The sequence below is a fragment of the Pseudoalteromonas luteoviolacea genome, from assembly GCF_000814765.1.
Taxonomy (GTDB): Bacteria; Pseudomonadota; Gammaproteobacteria; order Enterobacterales; family Alteromonadaceae; genus Pseudoalteromonas; species Pseudoalteromonas luteoviolacea_H.
Map to the genome: position 1 here is coordinate 383,495 of NZ_JWIC01000006.1, position 19,318 is coordinate 402,812.

The window sequence follows — 19,318 nt, forward strand, 5'->3', positions numbered from 1 at the left end:
AAAATGGTTATAGCCTAACAGGATGGCTCAAAATGAACAAAAAAAATTGTCTTCTACTACGAAAAAATTGTGATGTTTTGTCTGGTTTTGAGTTAACATTGTGCAAATAACTCTAATTTTAAATTGTGCGAGGGAGAACTGCGGATGTTTTCAATGCGTTGGTTTAGCACCATATTTATGATATTCCTTCTAACAGCCTGTGGCGGAGGTGGCTCAATTGAGAAAAGCTCCTCTGGTGACGGCGGTACTGATACAGACGATTATGCACTTGCATTAAGTCTTAACTCTCCAAGTGGTTCTTCCGAGCTAAGTGTTTCAAATCCGATTCAAGTTCAGGCCAAAGTAACCAAAGATGGTCAAGCTCAAGCTGATAGGTTAGTCAAATTTGTTGGGGATGAATTCTCTGAATTTAATGGCTCGTCATCAGTTCTAACCAATAGTGAAGGTATTGCTATTGTTGGCATCGTTGCAAACAGTAACCAAGGGGCAGGTGCCATAACCGCATCTTTTGATGTGAATAGCCAAACTCTTACCCAAAGTATCGAATACGCAGCGATGGGCGATGGGGGCATTCAAATTGCACTTGAGTTTAAAGATGCCAGTGGTAATGAAATCAATACTGAAAACAAACTGGCTGGAGAAAATGCGGCAACAGTGATGGCGACTTTGACAAATAATGGAGTCGCTCTATCTAACCAGTTATTGACCTTCACATTTGACGAACTGATCAGCACAACCAGCAATGGTAAAATCGTCACGAACGCCAATGGTCAAGCCAGTGTGCAAGTTAATGCCACGCAGCAAGTTGGTGCGGGGACTATTTCTGTCACTTATGAAGATGCGTCAACAGCCTTAAATTTTGCGTCTGATGGTTATGAGTTCTTCAATCGGCAAGTTTATGATTTGTCTGTTGTGGGATTAGACGCGCAAGGTCAAGAAACCAGTGAGTTATCTCTTAATACACCAATCGCTATTCGCGCCACGTTGACGCTTAATGGTAAGCCTGTCGCTGATGAGCCACTCACGTTCAGTGTTGATAAAGCACTTATCGGCACTGTGACAAACGTATTGAAGACAGACAGTAACGGTTCTGTGACATTCAACCTAATTGATAATAATGAATCTGGTGTGGGGGTATTAAATGTATCCTTTGATGCGCCTGGCGATGTTGAAGATGTGTCTTCCGCATTTAGCTTTGAAAGTGAAGGAGATGGCGGTTTACAGCTGGGTGTATCTATTACAGATTCAAACGGTGCGGTTATCTCTGATCAAAACAGGCTTGGTACAGGAAAAAATGGCTCTGTCACAATCTTGCTTGAAGATAACGGTCAGCCTTTGTCCGACGTGATAGTGACTGTAAATGGAGGTACTAAAGCGGTAACAATTCCTTCAGATGGCAAAGTGGCGACTAATCAACAGGGGAAAGCGATTTTGACACTTGTGCCTAATACGTTGTCTGGCGTTGATACACTGACTGTAACTTATGCGACTGAGTCAGAAACGGTGACTCGTACTGTAAATTATCATTCTAATGGTGATGAATTTTTCGGTATAGAAAAGTATGAAATTGCACTTACTGGTGAAACCGCAAGCGGTGCAACTTCAAATCAGTTGTCATTTTCGAACCCACTTACAGTCCGTGCTTTATTGACGCTCAACGGCTCGCCTGTATCTGGTCAAAACATCAATTTCACGGTTAATGACAAAGGCTTGTTATCGAGCAGTGTTTTGGAAACTGGTACGGACGGCTTTGCTGCGGTGGTATTAAGTGAAAACAATGTTGATGGTGCGGGGGTTGTCACTGCAACTTATACGACAGAAGATAATGTCGTTATCACGAAGGCGTTTAATTTTATCAGTGCCGGTGACGGTGGATTGCAAATGACGTTGACGGTTAACGACCAAACCACTGATAAAAACCCGATAAGTCAACAAAATCCGCTTAACGGCACGACTCGAGGCATGATTGAAGTTACGCTTTCTAATAATGGCACTTTGGTGAGCGGAGCAATTGTTAACGTGGCCGCTGGTGGAAAAGCAGTAACGGTACCTTCAGATGGGCAAGCCGTGACCCAATCCAATGGGCAAGCATCTTTAGAGCTTGTCGCTAATAAAGAGACTGGCATAGGTCAACTGTCTGCTACTTATACCGATCCGGTCACCTCGGAGACTGTAACTGAGCAGTATATCTATTATTCAGAGGGAGATCCTGACTTCAGTGACTCTGAGTTTGAGTTATCAATTGTTGCACGCAACGCCTCGGGCATTGAATCGAACGAGCTATCAGGTGACTCTGAATTGACGCTAAGTGCGACTCTATTACAAAACGGTTCTGCGTTTGAAAATCAGCTAATCCAATTTTCAGTCAATGAATTTGGTACTTTAGACCCTCAATCTGGCTCTGTTTTAACAAATTCATCTGGCGTTGCCGTTATTAAGTTAAAAGACAATTCGGTACAAGGGGCGGGCAGAGTGACTGCCACGTTTACCTCAAGCAGTGGCGTGAATGTATCACGCAGTTTCAACTTTAATAGCCAAGGCGATGGCGGCTTACTATTGGTTATTGAGTCAATCATAGGTAGTAACGGCCAGGCAATTTCACAAGATAATGTGATTAGCAAAGACCAAATAGGCGTAGTCACAGCACGGTTGACGGAAGATGGGCAACCGGTGACCAAGTCACTGGTTACGTTCACGGTAGATGACGTTGCAACTATGGATCCGGAAAGTGGACGTGCAGAGACTGATAGTGAAGGTAGGGCTCAGGTTAATTTATTGACAACACGTGTTGCGGGTGTCGGTGAAGTCTTTGCTGAGTATGAAGGACTGAGAACGAACAATGCCTTGTTCCACTCTAAAGGTGATGCTGAAACGATAGATGGCAATTACAGTTTTGATATTCAGTTGCTGACAGGTTGTAACGATGATTGGGATTCGGTTCGAAATGATATCAATAACCCGATAGATCCCATTACTGGCGGTTGTACTATTGTGACAAGTGTAGATTCAAGTGTGATCCCTGAGTTATTTATTCGCATAACACCTGTAACAGATGATGCAGAAGACGTTGACAATCAAATCATTGAAATCACCACTGATAAAGGGCAGGTGTTGCCTAGTTCAGGTAAAGTACTCACAGATGTCAATGGAATTGCGTTACTGAAATTACAGCCCGGCGACAGTGACGGTGCTGGGACAATTAGTGTGAGTTTTGATAATGAAACAGCCACGGAGAACTTCTCCGTGGGTATACAAGAATTGTATTTGCAGTTGACAGCAGAATTACCATCTTCGCCAACGTCTGAGCAACCTCTGCCTGAATTAGATTCAGGTGACAGCTTCATTATTACGGCGCAAGTTTATACGGATGAAGCATTGACTCAACTGTATCAACAACCCGTTGATATTGGCTTTTCGTCAATTTGTGCAAGCCAACAGCCAGCTGGCACATTAGCTACAATTGACAGTCCTGTTCGTTCGCAAGCTGGTGTGGCAACTTCAACGTATAGAGCAAGTGGTTGTAATGGTAATGATACAATCACAGCGAGTATCTCAGCTGCTGATCCAGCCAGTTATGCATTCTTCGTTAATACTGCACCTGTGCAGTCATTGAAGTTTATAAGTGCAAGTAACCGCTTTATCGGCCTACCACCGGCAACAGGAGGTGTACCGGTAACATCTACGATTACATTCCAGTTGATTGATACTGACGATAACCCGTTGCGTCAAAAGCAAATTGAATTTAGATTTGCGGATTTGACTGGGGAAGCGACTTTAAATACGTATAAAGGCAACACAGACAGCAATGGTGAGGCAAAGACCTTAATTGAAGGCGGTGTGGTCCCTGGTGGGCTGGTTGTTGAAGCGTGTTACCTGCCAGATGATGCTATCGAAGCCGCAGCGCAAAACCTGCAATTTCCTACCTGCTGGCAGTCGAAGATTGACCAATGTACAGCCGATCCTAGCCTAGAGTTTTGTGAGTTACCAGATAACTTATCTAACGGGTTTACGCTTATCCCAGCTGGAGATCAAGTCAATGCGGTTTCCTCTGGTGTTATATTATCGTCGGGTGTGCCTGACCAAGATAGTTTTGATGCAGCGCCGGACAAGTTTATTCTTAATACTCAAAACTATATAGGTGTCACGGCAAATATTAGCGTTTTCTTTGGCGATCAGTTTAATCAGCTCTCTAAAGATGACCTAGTTGCAAATGTGCAAGCTGAAGCGGGGGTTATCGGCAATATTGACGGTTCAGGTGGTGATGAATCTTATCAATGCTTTGCGGATAAAGGGCGTTGCCAAGTGCAATGGCGCTCTCAAGGTGAATTGCCATTTACGGACCCTAAATGGCTTAACCGAATCGGTGATGTGTGTGACACTTATAAAGGTGCCCCTGTGCCATGTATAGGAGACTATCCAGAGACAGTGACCGACGGTGGTGTAACTAGAACAGTGGTGCGCGGTGCGCGTGTGACGATACTTGCGACAGCAAAAGGGCAAGAAAATTTCCACGATAAGCCGTCTACAGATACGATACCACGCAAGAATGGCCTATTTGATATTGGTGAGTTTCAGCCGCTGAATGATGATTTACCTGAAGCGTTTGCCGACTTTAATGGTAATAACCAATTTGATGCGGTTGATTGTGTAGCAAATAATGACGACCCAGCTACAGATCCTTGTGAGCCAACACTGAGTAACGGTGGACACAACGAATTTTATTTAGATGCCAACAATAATGGCGTGTACGATGGGCTGCCGGATGACCCTACAATGGGCATATACAATGGTTTACTGTGTGGTCAGGCTGCTGAAGTAGCTGGACAGTGCAGTAAGGATTTAGTCGATATTAGGAAACAATTTGAAATTGTTGCGTCAAGCGATGTGGTTTATACGCGTTTTGTCGTCAATAAATCTCATATTGATGGTGGAACCTGTAGCAACGATGTCGGTAGAATTGATCCTGGAGATCTAGATTCAGACATTGTGACTTTCCCTAAGGAAGGTTTATTTGGGCTAGAGGACACTGAAAATGCCAATTATTGTGATATTGATGGCATCATGCTCGGCGACTTTGATAATGATAATGAGAATGAAACTGACTCAGTCACGGTTGAAATTTACTTTTCAGATTTATATGGCAACTCATTGCCTGAAGGAACTGAAATTAACATCGCTACAACCAATGGCGTAGTAAATATCATTGAATTATCTAGTACTGTATACTCTAGTGGTGGCTTTGACCGTGGTAAAGCGGTTGTTCAAGTGACGCCAGAGACGTCAGCGAATAGCCAAGATACTGGTAACTTAACGATTACGTTTGAAATTCCCAGTCCATCGGATGATGGAGAAACTATCACGAGAACCAAGTCAATAATTATCCAAGACAACGGTTAAGATTGTGAGTGAAAAGGGCCTTTTTTAAGGCCCTTTTTTATTAACGCTTGAATTTCCTCATATATCCGCTATATTCGCCTTTTTAATGAGTCCAGAGATGCAATTGAGCAAAATAGCAGCAAACATTGCTTAATAAATCGCTGTTCAGATAAAAGTTAGAATGAAAAGCTTGTAACAATAGGTGTTTGTGGATATACCTATAAATAATAACGCCCAATGGGGCACAACAGACAGAATTAGTCAAAATAGGCAAATATGGGCAAATCGCTAGTAATCGTAGAGTCTCCCGCAAAGGCCAAAACTATTAATAAGTATTTGGGAAAAGACTACATTGTGAAATCCAGTGTGGGTCATGTTCGTGATCTACCCACGTCAGGTGCGGGCAAAACCAAAGGTGTTGCTACTAAGTCTCCGGCTGAAGTACGTAAAATGTCACCTGAAGAAAAGGCGGCATATCGCAAACAAAAGGACTACGCTAATTTAGTTGCAAGAATGGGTATAGACCCAGAGAAAGGCTGGGAACCGCATTATGAAGTGTTACCTGGCAAAGAAAAAGTTGTTCAAGAGCTCACTAAGCTTGCACAGGATGCTGACCATATCTATCTCGCAACCGATTTGGATAGAGAGGGAGAAGCAATTGCATGGCACCTTGAAGAGATCATTGGTGGTGATGCATCTAAGTATAAGCGTGTGGTATTTAATGAGATAACAAAAAATGCCATTCAGCAGGCGTTTGAAGCACCAGGACAACTCAATACGGATATGGTTTATGCACAACAGGCGCGTCGATTCCTAGACCGTGTTGTTGGCTTCATGGTTTCACCATTGCTGTGGCAAAAAGTTGCGAGAGGCTTATCTGCGGGCCGTGTACAGTCAGTTGCTGTTCGTTTGTTGGTTGAGCGTGAACGCGAAATTAAAGCTTTTATTCCTGAAGAGTTCTGGGATATCCATGCAGACACTAAGCTGGCGGCGACGGATGTAAGATTTGCTGTTACTAAATACCAAGGCCAAGCATTTAAGCCTGTAAACGAAAAAGAAGCGCTTAAAGCGGTTTCAGAAATTGAAAACGCAAGCTTGTCAGTTGTTAAAGTCGAAGAAAAGCCAAGTAAAAGTAAGCCGAGTGCGCCTTTTATTACTTCAACAATGCAGCAAGCAGCGAGTACACGTTTAGGCTATGGCGTAAAGAAAACCATGATGTTGGCTCAGCGTTTATATGAGGCTGGCTTCATTACGTATATGCGTACTGACTCGACAAACTTGTCTAATGACGCTGTAGAAATGTGTCGTGACTACATTCAAGGCAACTTTGGCGACAAGTATTTACCTAAAGCACCAATTAAATACAGTGCGAAAGGCAATGCACAAGAAGCACACGAAGCAATTCGTCCTTCTGATGTAAACGTGTTGTCGGGACATGTTGAAGGTGTTGATGCAGATGCTAAAAAGCTATATGAGCTGATCTGGCGTCAGTTCGTTGCATGTCAAATGACTCCAGCGGAATATGACCTAACTAATATTACGCTAGGGGCCAATGATTACACGCTTAAAGCACGTGGTCGAGTACTGAGATTTGATGGTTGGACAAAGGTGCAACCCGCTGTTCGTAAGAAGAGCGAAGAAGAGCAAGCTCTGCCGGCTGTGACAGTTGGTGACAGCGTTGACCTTGTAGGTCTAGATCCTAAGCAGCACTTTACTAAGCCACCAGCAAGGTACAGTGAAGCAAGTTTAGTTAAAGAGCTTGAAAAACGTGGTATTGGTCGTCCTTCGACATACGCAGCTATTATTTCGACAATTCAAGAACGCGGTTATGTACGTGTTGAGAATAGACGCTTCTTTGCAGAAAAGATGGGCGAAATCGTCACAGATCGTTTAGTTGAGAACTTTAATGATCTAATGAATTTTGATTTTACCGCCAAAATGGAAGGTCGTCTTGATGACATCGCCGAGGGCGAGCGAGAGTGGACACAAGTATTAGATAAGTTTTATGCAGACTTTTCAAATCAACTTGAGTTAGCTGGCCAAGATGAAGCCGAAGGTGGCATGCGTCAAAATGTCATGGTTGAAACAGATATTGACTGCCCTACGTGTGGTAGAAAAATGGGTATTCGTACTGCTTCAACGGGAGTATTCTTAGGGTGTACTGGTTATAACTTACCACCAAAAGAGCGTTGTACGACGACAATGAATCTGATCTCTGGCGATGAAGCAATCGATGCGGATGTTGAAGATGCTGAAACAGAGAGCCTTAGACAAAAGAAACGCTGCCCAATCTGCGAAACAGCGATGGACTCATACTTAATTGATGAGACTCGTAAAATTCATGTTTGTGGTAATAACCCTGCATGTGGCGGTTATGTCGTGGAGCAGGGCACATTCAAGATTAAGGGCTACGATGGTCCTGTCATTGAATGTGACAAGTGCGGTGCAGACATGCAGCTTAAGTCAGGTCGTTTTGGTAAGTACTTTGGCTGTACTAAAGAAGAGTGTAAAAATACCCGTAAGTTATTGAAAAATGGTGAGCCTGCGCCACCAAAAGAAGATCCGGTTCCGTTACCAGAGCTAGAGTGTGAGAAGTCAGATGCACACTTTGTCCTTCGCGATGGTGCGTCAGGTATTTTCTTAGCAGCGCATACTTTCCCTAAATCAAGGGAGACACGAGCGCCAAAAGTTGCTGAACTGAAGAGATTTAGAGATCGAATTTCTCCGAAGTTTTATTATTTGGCAGATGCGCCAGAAAAAGATGGTGACGGTAATTTAGCGGTTGTGAGATATTCTCGTAAAACAAAGACACAATATGTCATGACGGAAGTTGAAGGGAAAGCCACTGGCTGGAAAGCAACGTTTGTTGAAGGCAAATGGGTCGAAGAAGAGAAAAAGCGCAAGAAGTAATGAGTAAAGGCCAGCAAATGCTGGCCTTTTACTTTATACCGATTGACACAATGTCAGAACAGCCCAGCCAAAGATCACTTCTTAAGTTAGCCACAATATAGACTCTCCGTGTTGCATCTAAATTGGAAACGCTTCCAGTTGACTTGCCAAAGCCTGCCCTCTATCCTAACGCCGACTGTATTAATCGGTTAATACAGGAAAATATCAGCAAAAAAATAACAATACTTGTTGATTAGAATAAGGAAAACAGTAATGAATAAGTACGGCAGTCATTTCGTTAAGTTGATTGGTCAAAGCTTAACATCCCTTGCCATTGTCTATTCAGGGGTATCTTTCGCACAACAAAACAACACGCTTGAAGCCTGTTATGTTGAAGGCCTTGCAGATCGTTTAATGTGTGGCTCTGTGAGTCAGCCATTGTCGAAAAAGTCACCTTCTGAGAATATCGATATCCATTTTGCTGTCATCCCTGCGATAAAGCAATTACATCCCAAAGAAGCGGTACTCGCATTCGCTGGTGGGCCTGGACAGTCAGCCATCGAAGTCGCATCCATTTTTGCTCGAAATTTAAAATACGCTCGAGAGAATCGAGATATCATTCTAGTCGATCAACGCGGGACAGGTAAGTCGAAACTATTGCAATGTGACACAGGTACAATTGAAGAGCAATTTGCGTTTAACGATCACGCTTTGTCATTCGTCACATTCACAAAAGAAGAAACCAGCGTATGTAAAGCACAGTTAGAAGTAGATCTATCCCACTTTACTACTGTTGCTGCGGCCAGCGACTTTGAAGCCGTTAGATTGGCATTAGGCTATGAGAAATTGCATTTATACGGCGCGTCTTATGGCACTCGTATTGCGCAAGAATATCTGCGTCAGTACCCAAGTTCTGTATTAAGTGCAACTTTAGATGGTGTCGTGCCTATGCAGCAGAGCCTTGTTGCGATAGGCGATGCCATAGATAGTGCACTTAACGAAGTGTTCTTAGATTGTATGGCGGATAAAGCATGTTTAGAACAATACCCCACTTTGGCTGATGATTATCAAGCTTTGTTGCTGCAACTAAAAAATGAGCCAATAACGGTAACAGTCAGGCACCCGAGAACACATAAAGAGATCACTCTTGTGATCACTGAAAGCAAATTGCGTGGTGCTGTCAGAATGGCGCTATATGGTCATACATCTCGTTCTTTAATCCCACTAGTTATTGATTCTGCCAAAAAAGGAAACTATCACCCGTTAGTTGGCCTACTCGGAAATGAACAGACTGTAGGTAGTATTGCAATGGGCATGCATAGTGCGATTACTTGTGGTGAGGATTGGCCTGTTTTAACGCAGTCTGACAGACAAAAATACGGTCAATCTTATTTCGGTAAGATGATGATTGAATCACTTGATATGGTTTGTCCAATTTGGCAGGTAGAGCCTGTTGAGCACGATTTTTACAAACCAGTTAAGACCAATATTCCTATTTTGTTGTTATCCGGTGGGCTTGATCCTGCCACTCCTCCTAGCTGGGCAGATCTCGCGATGGTGAGCTTTAGTAACGCGAAACACCTAGTTTCACCTTCTGCGACACATGGGGTTGCGTCACAGACATGCGCAAATAAAGTCATTGGGCAATTCATTAATACCTTGGCGTTTTCTGAACTCACTACGGATTGTCTCGATAAAGATAACAGAAAACAATATTTTATGAATATTAATGGACCCGTAGCTAATCACAGTAATGAGCATAAAAAATGATTGAAGTATTCGAATTAGAAAAGAAAATCGGCTCAGTACAAGCGCTGAACAAACTTAGCTTTCGTGCTGATGATGGAAAAATTACCGGCCTACTGGGACCAAATGGGGCAGGTAAAACAACGTGTCTTAGAACGGTATTTGGACTGCTCCAAGCCGATAGTGGTTATGCAAAAATAGATAACATTGATGTGTATACAGATCCTATGGCCGCAAAACAGCAGCTTGGGTTGTTCCCTGATCCATGTGGATTATATGAGCGTCTGACGCCGAGGGAGTATGTACAGTTTTTTGCTGAGCTAAGCGGTCTTGGGAAACACGCTGCAGCAAAAGCAACTCAAAGTGTACTTGAAAAGCTACAAATGACAGATATTGCAGATCGAAAGTGTAAGGGCTTTTCACAAGGTCAGCGGATGAAGACCGCATTAGCACAAGCCATTGTGCATCAGCCTACCAATATTATTTTGGATGAACCGACTCGTGGTCTAGATGTAATGAGTACGCGTATTTTAAGAGACTTACTTCTGATGCTCAAAGAGCAGGGGCATTGTGTATTGTTTTCCAGCCATGTTATGCAAGAGGTCGCAGCACTGTGTGATCATGTTGTGGTCATGGCTGACGGTAAAGTAGTGGCTGAAGGCTCACCACAAGCGCTATGTGAACAGACACAAAAGGATACGCTAGAAGAAGCCTTTATCGCATTGATAGGTTCAGATGAGGGACTCGCAGCATGATGAGGCTAGTACAGGTTTTATATAAAAAAGAGATGATAGATGCGAGTCGTGATAAACGCTCGGTGATGGCGGGTTTGTATTATGCGATTGGTGCTCCGATAGTGATGTGCTTGCTGTTTACAATTCTACTAAAACAGCTGAGCTCTCCTGAAGCACTTAAAATTAGCATTGAAAATCCAGACGCAGCGCCTAATCTCGTCGCTTATTTAGATGGATTTGATATTAGTCATAGTGATGATGACAGTGTTAAACCGATTAAACTCGTTATTGATTTAAAATACGCAGAAGACATGTCCGAAGGGCGAAGTGCACTGGTCACCATTATTGCGGACAAGTCTGATAATAAGCTGATTAAATCCGTGCGAAGGCTTGAGGGGGTTCTAGCAAGGTACAATTCGGAAGTGGCTGGGCTCAGGTTAATTAGTCGAGGTATTGACCCAAGTATTATGCGTGCAGTTAATGTCCAAACTCAAGATCAAGCAACCCCTGATTCAAAAGGAGGCATGTTCCTGGGCATTGCAACGCTCTCAATTATTATCGCGTTATTTTACTCCGCAATGAATTTGGCTATTGATACCAGTGCTGGGGAAAGAGAGCGAAATTCACTGGCACTGTTACTCAGTCACCCTTTGAGCAGCACACAGATTGTACTTGCAAAAGTCACTGCGATTGCCAGCTACTCTATGATTGGCCTTGTGTTAGTGCTTATTGTGTCAAAATTTGCTTATGGCATGGTGCCATGGGAGCAACTAGGCTTTAGTATTAACCTAGACTTGATGTTTATTCTATTTTGCACACTCATTGGCCTGCCAATTGCCTTGATGTCAGCCAGTTTATTGGTGTTTGTATCGTTTATGGCTAAATCTTTCAAAGAGGCGCAATCTTATGTGGCGTTTGTTTTGTTCGTGCCGATTGGCTTAAGTATGATGACCACATATGACATTGCAACCGACTATGTGCAGTGGGCACCTATTGCGGCTCAGCAATATGCAATGATTGAAGTAATTAAAGGGAATGAGTTGCCCTTGTTGCAAGTAATTTTATCATCGTTAAGTACGTTGGGGCTATTTGCGTTATTCACTATGTTAAGTAGCAAAATGCTTAAAAGTGAAAAGGTTGTTTTTGGACTTTAAGGCGACTTGGTTGGGCATACTTTATGCTCAACCCGCTTCTCCAATAGAGCAAAACCGAAAGCTTGTGGCTTAACTAATTATAGTCTGTATTCCTTGATACAGTTTAAACTCATCTTAAACAGCGCAAACCACTCGATTTCTGCCTGACTTCTTAGCTTGATATAGAGCGACATCTAATTTGCTGTATATTTTGTCCAGGCTTTGTGGCGATGTTTTATAGTAATAAGTTGAAAAGCTCGCCGTAATATGAATTGTCTCTCCAGATTCTGCTTCAATGGGAAGTTTGCTGAGTTCCTCTCTGAATTTCTCAATGACATTTTCGTTATGAGAATGTACTAAATTGGGTAAGAATAGCATGAACTCTTCACCGCCAAAGCGAGACAAAAGGGCACTCTTGCCAAAAAAGTGTTTGGCAAGCATTGCGGTTTGTTTTAAGGCTGTATCTCCGGTTGGGTGACCGTATTCATCGTTAACTTGTTTGAAATGATCTAAGTCGAATAGCACCAAACAATGCTGCTTGCCTATCGCTGGGACGGCAGAGCGCGACACGACATTGAGGAAAGTACTTCGAGTTAGCGCGCCAGTTAAATTGTCATGTTGTGCCCGATATTTGTGCTTAGAGTACCCTCTTAAGCTGATGAACAGCAGTAACAATGAAAATAGAATGATGATGGCTTGAAACTGCTGGCGCTCCTCTAGCTGAGAAATTTGGGCGAGTTGCTTGTTATTATGCTTTTCTAGCCGAATATTCTCCAGCTGCTGTGCTGTGACTTCAAGTTCAGATTCCAATGCCAACATTGCATGCATGGTCTTATGGGTATTAAATTGCTCTTTTTGCGCGACTAATTCACTTTGTAATGTATAAGCTTGCTCATAGTTGGATTGCAGCGCGTATAGATCTGATAGTAACTCTAAGCTGTGAATTAAGTGGGTTTTGTCGCTCACATTGCTTGATAGGTTGTAGGCCAAAGTTGCTTGGCTAATCGCATCCTCATATTGGCCAATAGCTCGCATATTTTCAGCCGCTTGCAAGCGAATGTCTGTGATTAAATTAATGTTATTCGTTAAGCTAATTTTAGATAATGCGCGTTCAAGTGCAATGTTAGCAAGATCGATTTTTTGTGTATTGGTATACACCTTCGCTTTTTGTACAAGGGTATATGCTTGGCGATAAGGGTTGTCGAATTTGACGTAGTACTGATGCGCTTGATTTAGCCACTGCAATGCAGTTTCATAGTTTTGTGCCTTGTTAGCAACAATTCCCAGATTTAACATCGTCAATGCAACCTTAAACTCATTGTTTTGTACTTTTCTTAAGGCTAGCGATTTTTCTAGGTATTTGGTTGCGTCATTGTAATTACCAATTTCTAAATAAGTCAGGGCTAAATTATTATAATAAGGTGCTTTGTTACCTTCATAATTGGCGTTTGCAATGGCTTGTTTGTAAGTTTCAATTGCCTGAGCATGATCACCTAAAAAGTTAGCATTCAGAGCTTTCGCATTGTGTAAAGAGTTCAAACCCCAAAATGGTTTATCAAGGGCATTTGCGTTGCGCTCTACTTCTTTAATATGGTGTTCGAGTTGTATGTAGTTCGCTAATGTAATCTTCGCGTTGATATAAAATAATTCAACGGTTGCTATTAGTGCGGGGTCGTCAGTTGTATAAGCACGCGTAATTGCCTGTTTAAAAGCATGCATGGTTTGCTCATACTCATTGTCATGCGCACTGTGTAAAGCGGTAACAAGGTTTTCTAAGATCTGGTCATATACATTCTTGTCATAGTTGATGAGCATACTCAAGGTGTGCTCTTTTTTTAATGCGAGTGCAGTTCTAGCAAGTGTTGCACCAATATAGACTCGTTTTGCACTGGGGTCCGTAGACTTTATTTCCTCACTTAAGAACTCGAATGCAGAGTGGGTATCTTGCGCGCGTAACATGTCATAGGTTTGTTGCCATGTGCTGTGTGTGCTGCTGAATACGGGGAAATTAATTACTAATGCGAGTGCAAGTACAACAAATAAGCGCAAAGATTTAGCCTTTGAAATAAAATAATTGCAAATAGTAACATAATAGCTTGGTGCTTTTACAGCCAAAACCTTGTTATCATTTGTAACTAGCATGCGGTAAAACAATAAACGCCAGTATACTGGCGTTTATTGTGAAGTGTTAGGCTAGGTCTTCTTGTGTGTCCGTGTGGTCGCGTTTATGATGCGCTGCGATTTCAGTGGCCAGCTCTTGTTTCGAGCGTTTCTCGGTAAACTTTCTTGTGGTTAACCAGTAAAAAAATAGTGGTACGAAGAATACCGCTAAGAAGGTAGCAGCCATCATACCACCCATCACACCGGTGCCAACGCTGTGCCTAGCGCCAGCCCCAGCACCAGAACTGAGAACGAGCGGCACCACGCCTAATATAAACGCCAGTGATGTCATTATGATGGGGCGGAACCTTAGTCTGGCAGCCTCAAGTGCAGCAGCGCTGGCACTCCAGCCTTGTTGGTGTTTCATCAGAGCGTATTCGACAATTAAAATGGCATTTTTACTAGCAAGCCCGAGAAGGGTAACAAGACCAATTTGGAAATACACGTCATTGGTAAGACCTGCTATCCAAATTGAGACAAGTGCGCCAAAGGTGCCAAATGGCAGTGCTAATAAAACGGATATCGGTAAAGACCATCGTTCGTACAAAGCGGCAAGAATTAAAAACACCATGACAACGGCTAGACCAAGCGCAAGCCCAGTTGTGCCAGAACTTCGTTTTTCTTGGAATGCAGACGCAGTCCACTCAAACGTCATATCTGGTGGAAGTACCTCAGCTGCAATGCGCTCGATTTCAGCGATCGCCTGTCCTGAACTATAGCCTGGCGCCGCATTCCCCATTAACTTGACTGCTGACAGGTTGTTATATCTGTGTAAGCTTTCAGGACCGCGAGAAAACTCTATGTCAGTAAACGCAGAGATGGGAACCATATCTCCTTGATTGTTCTTTACATAAATGCGGCCAACATCTTGTGGTGACATTCTAAATTGAGCCTCTGCAGACATGATGACCTGCCATGAGCGACCAAATTTATTGAAATCATTCACATAGTAATTACCTAGGTTTGCTGCAAGCGCATTAAATGCAGCGTTAATATTCACGCCCATCGCTCTGGCTTGCTCTCTGTCCATATGCACTTGGAGTTGCGGTGCATCAGGTCGCCATAGTGTTTGTAATCCCCCCAAAATAGGGCTTTGCTGAGCTGCATTCATCATTAGCTGCATACCTTGCTTTAACTTTTCAGGGTCGGCACCTGTCTTGTTTTGTAAGTAAAACTCAAAACCACCAGTAGAGCCTAAACCAAAGATTGCAGGAGGGTTAAAAGCGAGGACTAATGCTTCTTTGATGTGAGCTGTTTTCATAAACAGCTCACCCACAAGTGCCTTTGAGTCAACTTCACGTTCATCCCAATGCTTTTGTGTAATGAATAAGGTCGCAGCATTATTTTTATAGCCACCCCCTAAAAAGTCAAAACCGGTGAATGCAACAACATTCTCGTTTGCAGGGTTTGACTGCGCAGCTTCAATAACTTGTTTTGTCACCTCTGTCGTGCGCTCAAGAGACGTTCCATCAGGTAAGAAAACAGCGCTGATGTAAAACCCTTGATCTTCATCTGGTACGAGTGAGCCTGGCGTTTTTTGCCACATAAAGATGGTTGTACCAACCATCGCTGACATGAGTACAAAACCCAGTGCGCCGCGACGGATCATAAAGCTCACTGAACCGACATACTTACCTGTAATGCGGGTAAACCAATCATTAAACCATAAGAAGAATCGTGCGGTTTGTTTATCTTCATGTTTTAAAATCAAAACACATAGGGCAGGCGTCATTGTCAATGCAACTACACCTGATAAACTGACAGAGATTGAGATGGTAATGGCAAACTGTCGGAATAGTTCACCGGTTAACCCGCCTAAAAAGGCGATAGGAATAAACACCGAGCATAATACGAGTACAATTGCGACCACAGGACCACTGACTTCTTCCATCGCTTTGTAAGCGGCTTCTCGGGCGCTGACATGTTGCTCATGCATGATACGCTCGACGTTTTCCAATACAACGATGGCATCGTCAACGACAATACCAATTGAAAGTACCATACCGAATAGGGTCAAAGTATTGATTGAATAACCCAGCATGTACAGACCTGCAAAAGTCCCAATTAAAGATACAGGTACGGCGAGCGTTGGAATTAAAGTCGCACGCCAGTTTTGTAAAAACAGGTATACTACTAAGAAAACCAGCACCATGGCTTCACCAAGTGTGATTAAGACTTCGCGAATAGATACTTCTACAAAGCGTGTTGTATCGTAAGAATTGATGTGAGCAAGGCCTTGTGGAAATTGTGCTTTTAGCTTTTCAATTTCAGCTTCAACTTCATTGGCTACATCTAACGCATTGGCGCCAGGTTGTAAGAAGATACCCAGTAATACAGCATCTTTGCCATTGATAGTCCCGTTGAAGTTATAATCTTTTGAACCGAGTTCAACACGTGCAATGTCTTTGAGTCTTAAAGTTGAGCCATCTGCATTCGTGTAACGCGCGCTTTGAAATTGGAAAAAAGTACGTTTGAATTTAGACATACTCATTCCCACCTTTAATTATGTTAAATAAAAACTGTTTATTCTTTTAGCCAACCAAGCGGAGTAGTTGAGATAGATACTCCAAAGCGAACTTTAAAACCATTGTTATCTATCATTGAATTTTGCTTATCAGAAAACTGAAGCTTATCGTCATCTCCCCACGAAGCACCATCAAAGCGCAATTCTTTATAGTAATACTTTATATATGCCTTGCCTTTATGAGAGCATTTTGAAGTTATGAATTTAACTGCAGAAGATGTTTTTAATTGCGAATTCAGTCCTGCTGAGTGATGAGTAACAATACTTTCATGTTCTTCATTAACTGAATACGATGTGATCACATATTCACTGCTTCCAACATTTGCAATGGCAGGCTTGTTAATCAAGCTATGCGCTAAATGTTTACTATCTAAACCCGCTACCTGCACAAAACTTGGTTTCAATAGAAGAGTTGATGTTGTTGGTTGAGTTAGGTTGGCTAACGTACTGTACAGCAAAACAGTAATAGAGTTAGTAGGAGCTACAAACGTTACTGAGCCAGATGTATTATCAACAATATTGCTAATACCAAGTGGGGACCATGTTTCACCTAAATCCGAAGAAATTGCTCCTGAAATGTCTCCTGCAATTGGCTTTGACACTATAAATGATTTCTCTGTACTGTCGGGCGGTGTAGGGATCCACTTACCAACCCAGCCGCCTTTTAAAGTATCACAACGAACTATTTGCTCAGGGTGGCCTATTACGTCACAATTAAGATACTCACCAGAAAAACCATCAAACAAACTTATCTTTACAATGTAGCATTTATCAGTTTTATTTAAGCTCCCTACATAACTTCCAGCATCTTGAGTAATCACGTTGGTTTCATAACTTTGCAATTTGATATGGCCGCTTTCGGCGTGTAACGCACCATAGCCAATATACCCAGTATTCGGTTGGACAACGATAACGCTAGATCCGGATTCAAAGCCCAATGCGACAAAGTCTATTAATGTGCCGGAGTTGTTTTGTCCTGATTTAAAATATACGTTACTGTTTACGTTGTAATGTGCAAAGTAGAAATGCGTGGCTGTCAAAAATTGCATATGAAACTGATTTTCATATCCGCGCCATTGCCCCGACTTGATGAGAGTGTCTGCTTTATGAATTGATTCAGTACATACAGGCAATGAAGAATAGCGCATATCTTTGCAAACCCCACCGCACCCCTCCGCATATATAACACTATGCACTTTGCCATCTGGCCTGCCTGTAGTCGATACATCTTGCCCCCAATCCTCATGACCAAATCCATCAGTGCCAAATGAGAAACAATCTTTGGTAGCAGTTGGGTTTTTATATTTTGGTTCAAACCACTTTGCAGAGCCATTTTTTGATGCGCTGTAAAAACGACTAGTTCCATTTGGGTTAAAAGATGGGTGATAAATACCAGAGTTCAGTCTATTCACTTCCCCGCAAACTAGAAAATATGTTTCGTGCAGTTCGCTTGTAAACACTCCTTTGTTTTCATTGTTGGAATTAGACTCATAAATCGCTGCAAGCTCACTATTCGAAGTCGCCTTGACTTTGACGGTAGAACTATTATTCCCATCGAACGATAAATGTGAGTGAGCTGTTGAATCAATGTGGCTCCAGTTACTATTACCTGAACCTTGAAATGAGCGACCGCGAACACTCCATTGGTAAAATTTACCACTCAAATCATCAAAATAAATATTATTCTTTGGGTCGCTTGCGATAGCGATACGCTGTGATTCGCTGGCAGTTTGCCAATTAATCCCTTTGCCGACACTTAAATCATCTCCTTCAAACCAAGCAAAATACGCTGCAGGGCGGATAGTATCCAAACTTGTTGCAACTCCATTAATTTCATTGGCTTGACTTTGGATAACCCCGTACTTGTAGACAAAAGGGTCGGCATCATTAATTTCCCTTGAAAACAACTCAAAACCGAACATATCACAGCGCTCTGTGACTACTTTATTCGAATCTGTTTCACTTGCAAAAGCGACATCAGATGCAGCGTGAACAACACTTAGCCCTGTTGCACCATCGTAAGTTCGCAAGCCTTTTTCAGCCGGTGGCAACTTGATTGTATTGAACGCTTCGCCAATATTGCAAAGCTGTGATAAATGAGTGATGACGCCAGCTATGTGTAGAACAGGCTCATCAGTAGGTGAGGCCCCCGCATGTGAATAACTAGCACCTAATTGTAAAACATTCAGCTCAGTAGTTTGTTCATAAAGCCCCTCATTGACAGATTTAGCAGAAGCCAAATGTTTACCAAAATGCACAAAACCACCTGCCGCATACTTTTCCAGATTTTGCTGCCTACGCGCTTCAAATTCGACTTTCCGCATCGCCCAAGGGTAGGGATTTACAGCGTCAATTTCGTTTTGCATTTGCCTGAGTGTTTTGACTGTTTGCGTATTTCCATCTAAATCACTGAATTGCACAGATCCTGTTTTTGTTTGCCAATCCAACATGGATTTGTAATTATCATTAACCATTTTGGATGCATTATTGAGTGCAGAGACTGCGGTATTAAAATCCCCTGAAGTGGGCAAAACCACACAAGGCACTTGGCTTTGTGTGGCGTTTGGCCAAGGCTTAATGAGTTCGATGAATGTGCCATGGGTTGTCACGTAAGCTTTGGATATTTCGACAGGGGCAAATGCACCCAGTACTAATGCATCGCTTGCTCGTATGTTCGCAACGCTCTGATTATCATTGATTTTGATGATATTACTGCCATTTGTGGCGTTTGAATTTGTAGAGTTAAACCAGGTCAT

General features: G+C 42.6%; 8 protein-coding genes. 5 read left to right on the forward strand and 3 right to left on the reverse strand.

Annotated elements, in window-relative coordinates:
* Window positions 1-144 precede the first annotated feature (144 nt).
* The 5 genes from JF50_RS13120 to JF50_RS13140 all read left to right on the forward strand — a co-directional run bounded on the left by JF50_RS13120 (window position 145) and on the right by JF50_RS13140 (window position 11,899).
* Complete coding sequence (locus JF50_RS13120) at window positions 145-5,397, forward strand: Ig-like domain-containing protein (RefSeq protein ID WP_039609900.1); 5,253 nt, start codon at window positions 145-147, stop codon at window positions 5,395-5,397.
* Window positions 5,398-5,652: 255 nt separating this feature from the next.
* Window positions 5,653-8,286 carry a type I DNA topoisomerase gene (topA, locus tag JF50_RS13125; protein WP_039609901.1) on the forward strand — a complete coding sequence of 878 codons (2,634 nt, stop codon included), beginning with the start codon at window positions 5,653-5,655 and terminating at the stop codon, window positions 8,284-8,286.
* Window positions 8,287-8,538: 252 nt separating this feature from the next.
* Window positions 8,539-10,035 (forward strand): alpha/beta fold hydrolase, encoded by a 1,497-nt coding sequence (locus tag JF50_RS13130; RefSeq protein ID WP_039609902.1) that lies wholly within the window; start codon window positions 8,539-8,541, stop codon window positions 10,033-10,035.
* Window positions 10,032-10,766: an ATP-binding cassette domain-containing protein gene (locus tag JF50_RS13135; RefSeq protein ID WP_039609903.1), complete on the forward strand. Its 735-nt coding sequence runs from the start codon at window positions 10,032-10,034 to the stop codon at window positions 10,764-10,766. The genes JF50_RS13130 and JF50_RS13135 overlap by 4 nt, the downstream gene beginning before the upstream one ends.
* A complete protein-coding gene (locus JF50_RS13140) occupies window positions 10,763-11,899 on the forward strand; it encodes an ABC transporter permease (protein WP_080760234.1) in 1,137 nt (378 codons plus the stop codon). Before JF50_RS13135 ends, JF50_RS13140 begins: the two co-directional genes overlap by 4 nt.
* 114 nt (window positions 11,900-12,013) lie before the next feature.
* Here the strand turns inward: JF50_RS13140 and JF50_RS13145 are convergent, their stop codons facing one another.
* The 3 genes from JF50_RS13145 to JF50_RS13155 all read right to left on the reverse strand — a co-directional run bounded on the left by JF50_RS13145 (window position 12,014) and on the right by JF50_RS13155 (window position 19,318).
* Window positions 12,014-13,927: a tetratricopeptide repeat-containing diguanylate cyclase gene (locus JF50_RS13145; protein WP_160290475.1), complete on the reverse strand. Its 1,914-nt coding sequence runs from the start codon at window positions 13,925-13,927 to the stop codon at window positions 12,014-12,016.
* Between the two features lie 139 nt (window positions 13,928-14,066).
* A complete protein-coding gene (locus JF50_RS13150; RefSeq protein WP_235423427.1) occupies window positions 14,067-16,523 on the reverse strand; it encodes an efflux RND transporter permease subunit in 2,457 nt (818 codons plus the stop codon).
* A 38-nt stretch (window positions 16,524-16,561) separates the two neighbouring features.
* Complete coding sequence (locus JF50_RS13155; RefSeq protein ID WP_039609905.1) at window positions 16,562-19,318, reverse strand: hypothetical protein; 2,757 nt, start codon at window positions 19,316-19,318, stop codon at window positions 16,562-16,564.

Bases quoted from the DNA above. Each gene is read 5' to 3' on its own strand.
- JF50_RS13120 (WP_039609900.1), top strand. From the start codon at position 145: ATGTTTTCAATGCGTTGGTTTAGCACCATATTTATGATATTCCTTCTA.
- topA (WP_039609901.1), top strand. From the start codon at position 5,653: ATGGGCAAATCGCTAGTAATCGTAGAGTCTCCCGCAAAGGCCAAAACT.
- JF50_RS13130 (WP_039609902.1), top strand. From the start codon at position 8,539: ATGAATAAGTACGGCAGTCATTTCGTTAAGTTGATTGGTCAAAGCTTA.
- JF50_RS13135 (WP_039609903.1), top strand. From the start codon at position 10,032: ATGATTGAAGTATTCGAATTAGAAAAGAAAATCGGCTCAGTACAAGCG.
- JF50_RS13140 (WP_080760234.1), top strand. From the start codon at position 10,763: ATGATGAGGCTAGTACAGGTTTTATATAAAAAAGAGATGATAGATGCG.
- JF50_RS13150 (WP_235423427.1), bottom strand. From the start codon at position 16,523: ATGTCTAAATTCAAACGTACTTTTTTCCAATTTCAAAGCGCGCGTTAC.
- JF50_RS13155 (WP_039609905.1), bottom strand. From the start codon at position 19,318: ATGACCTGGTTTAACTCTACAAATTCAAACGCCACAAATGGCAGTAAT.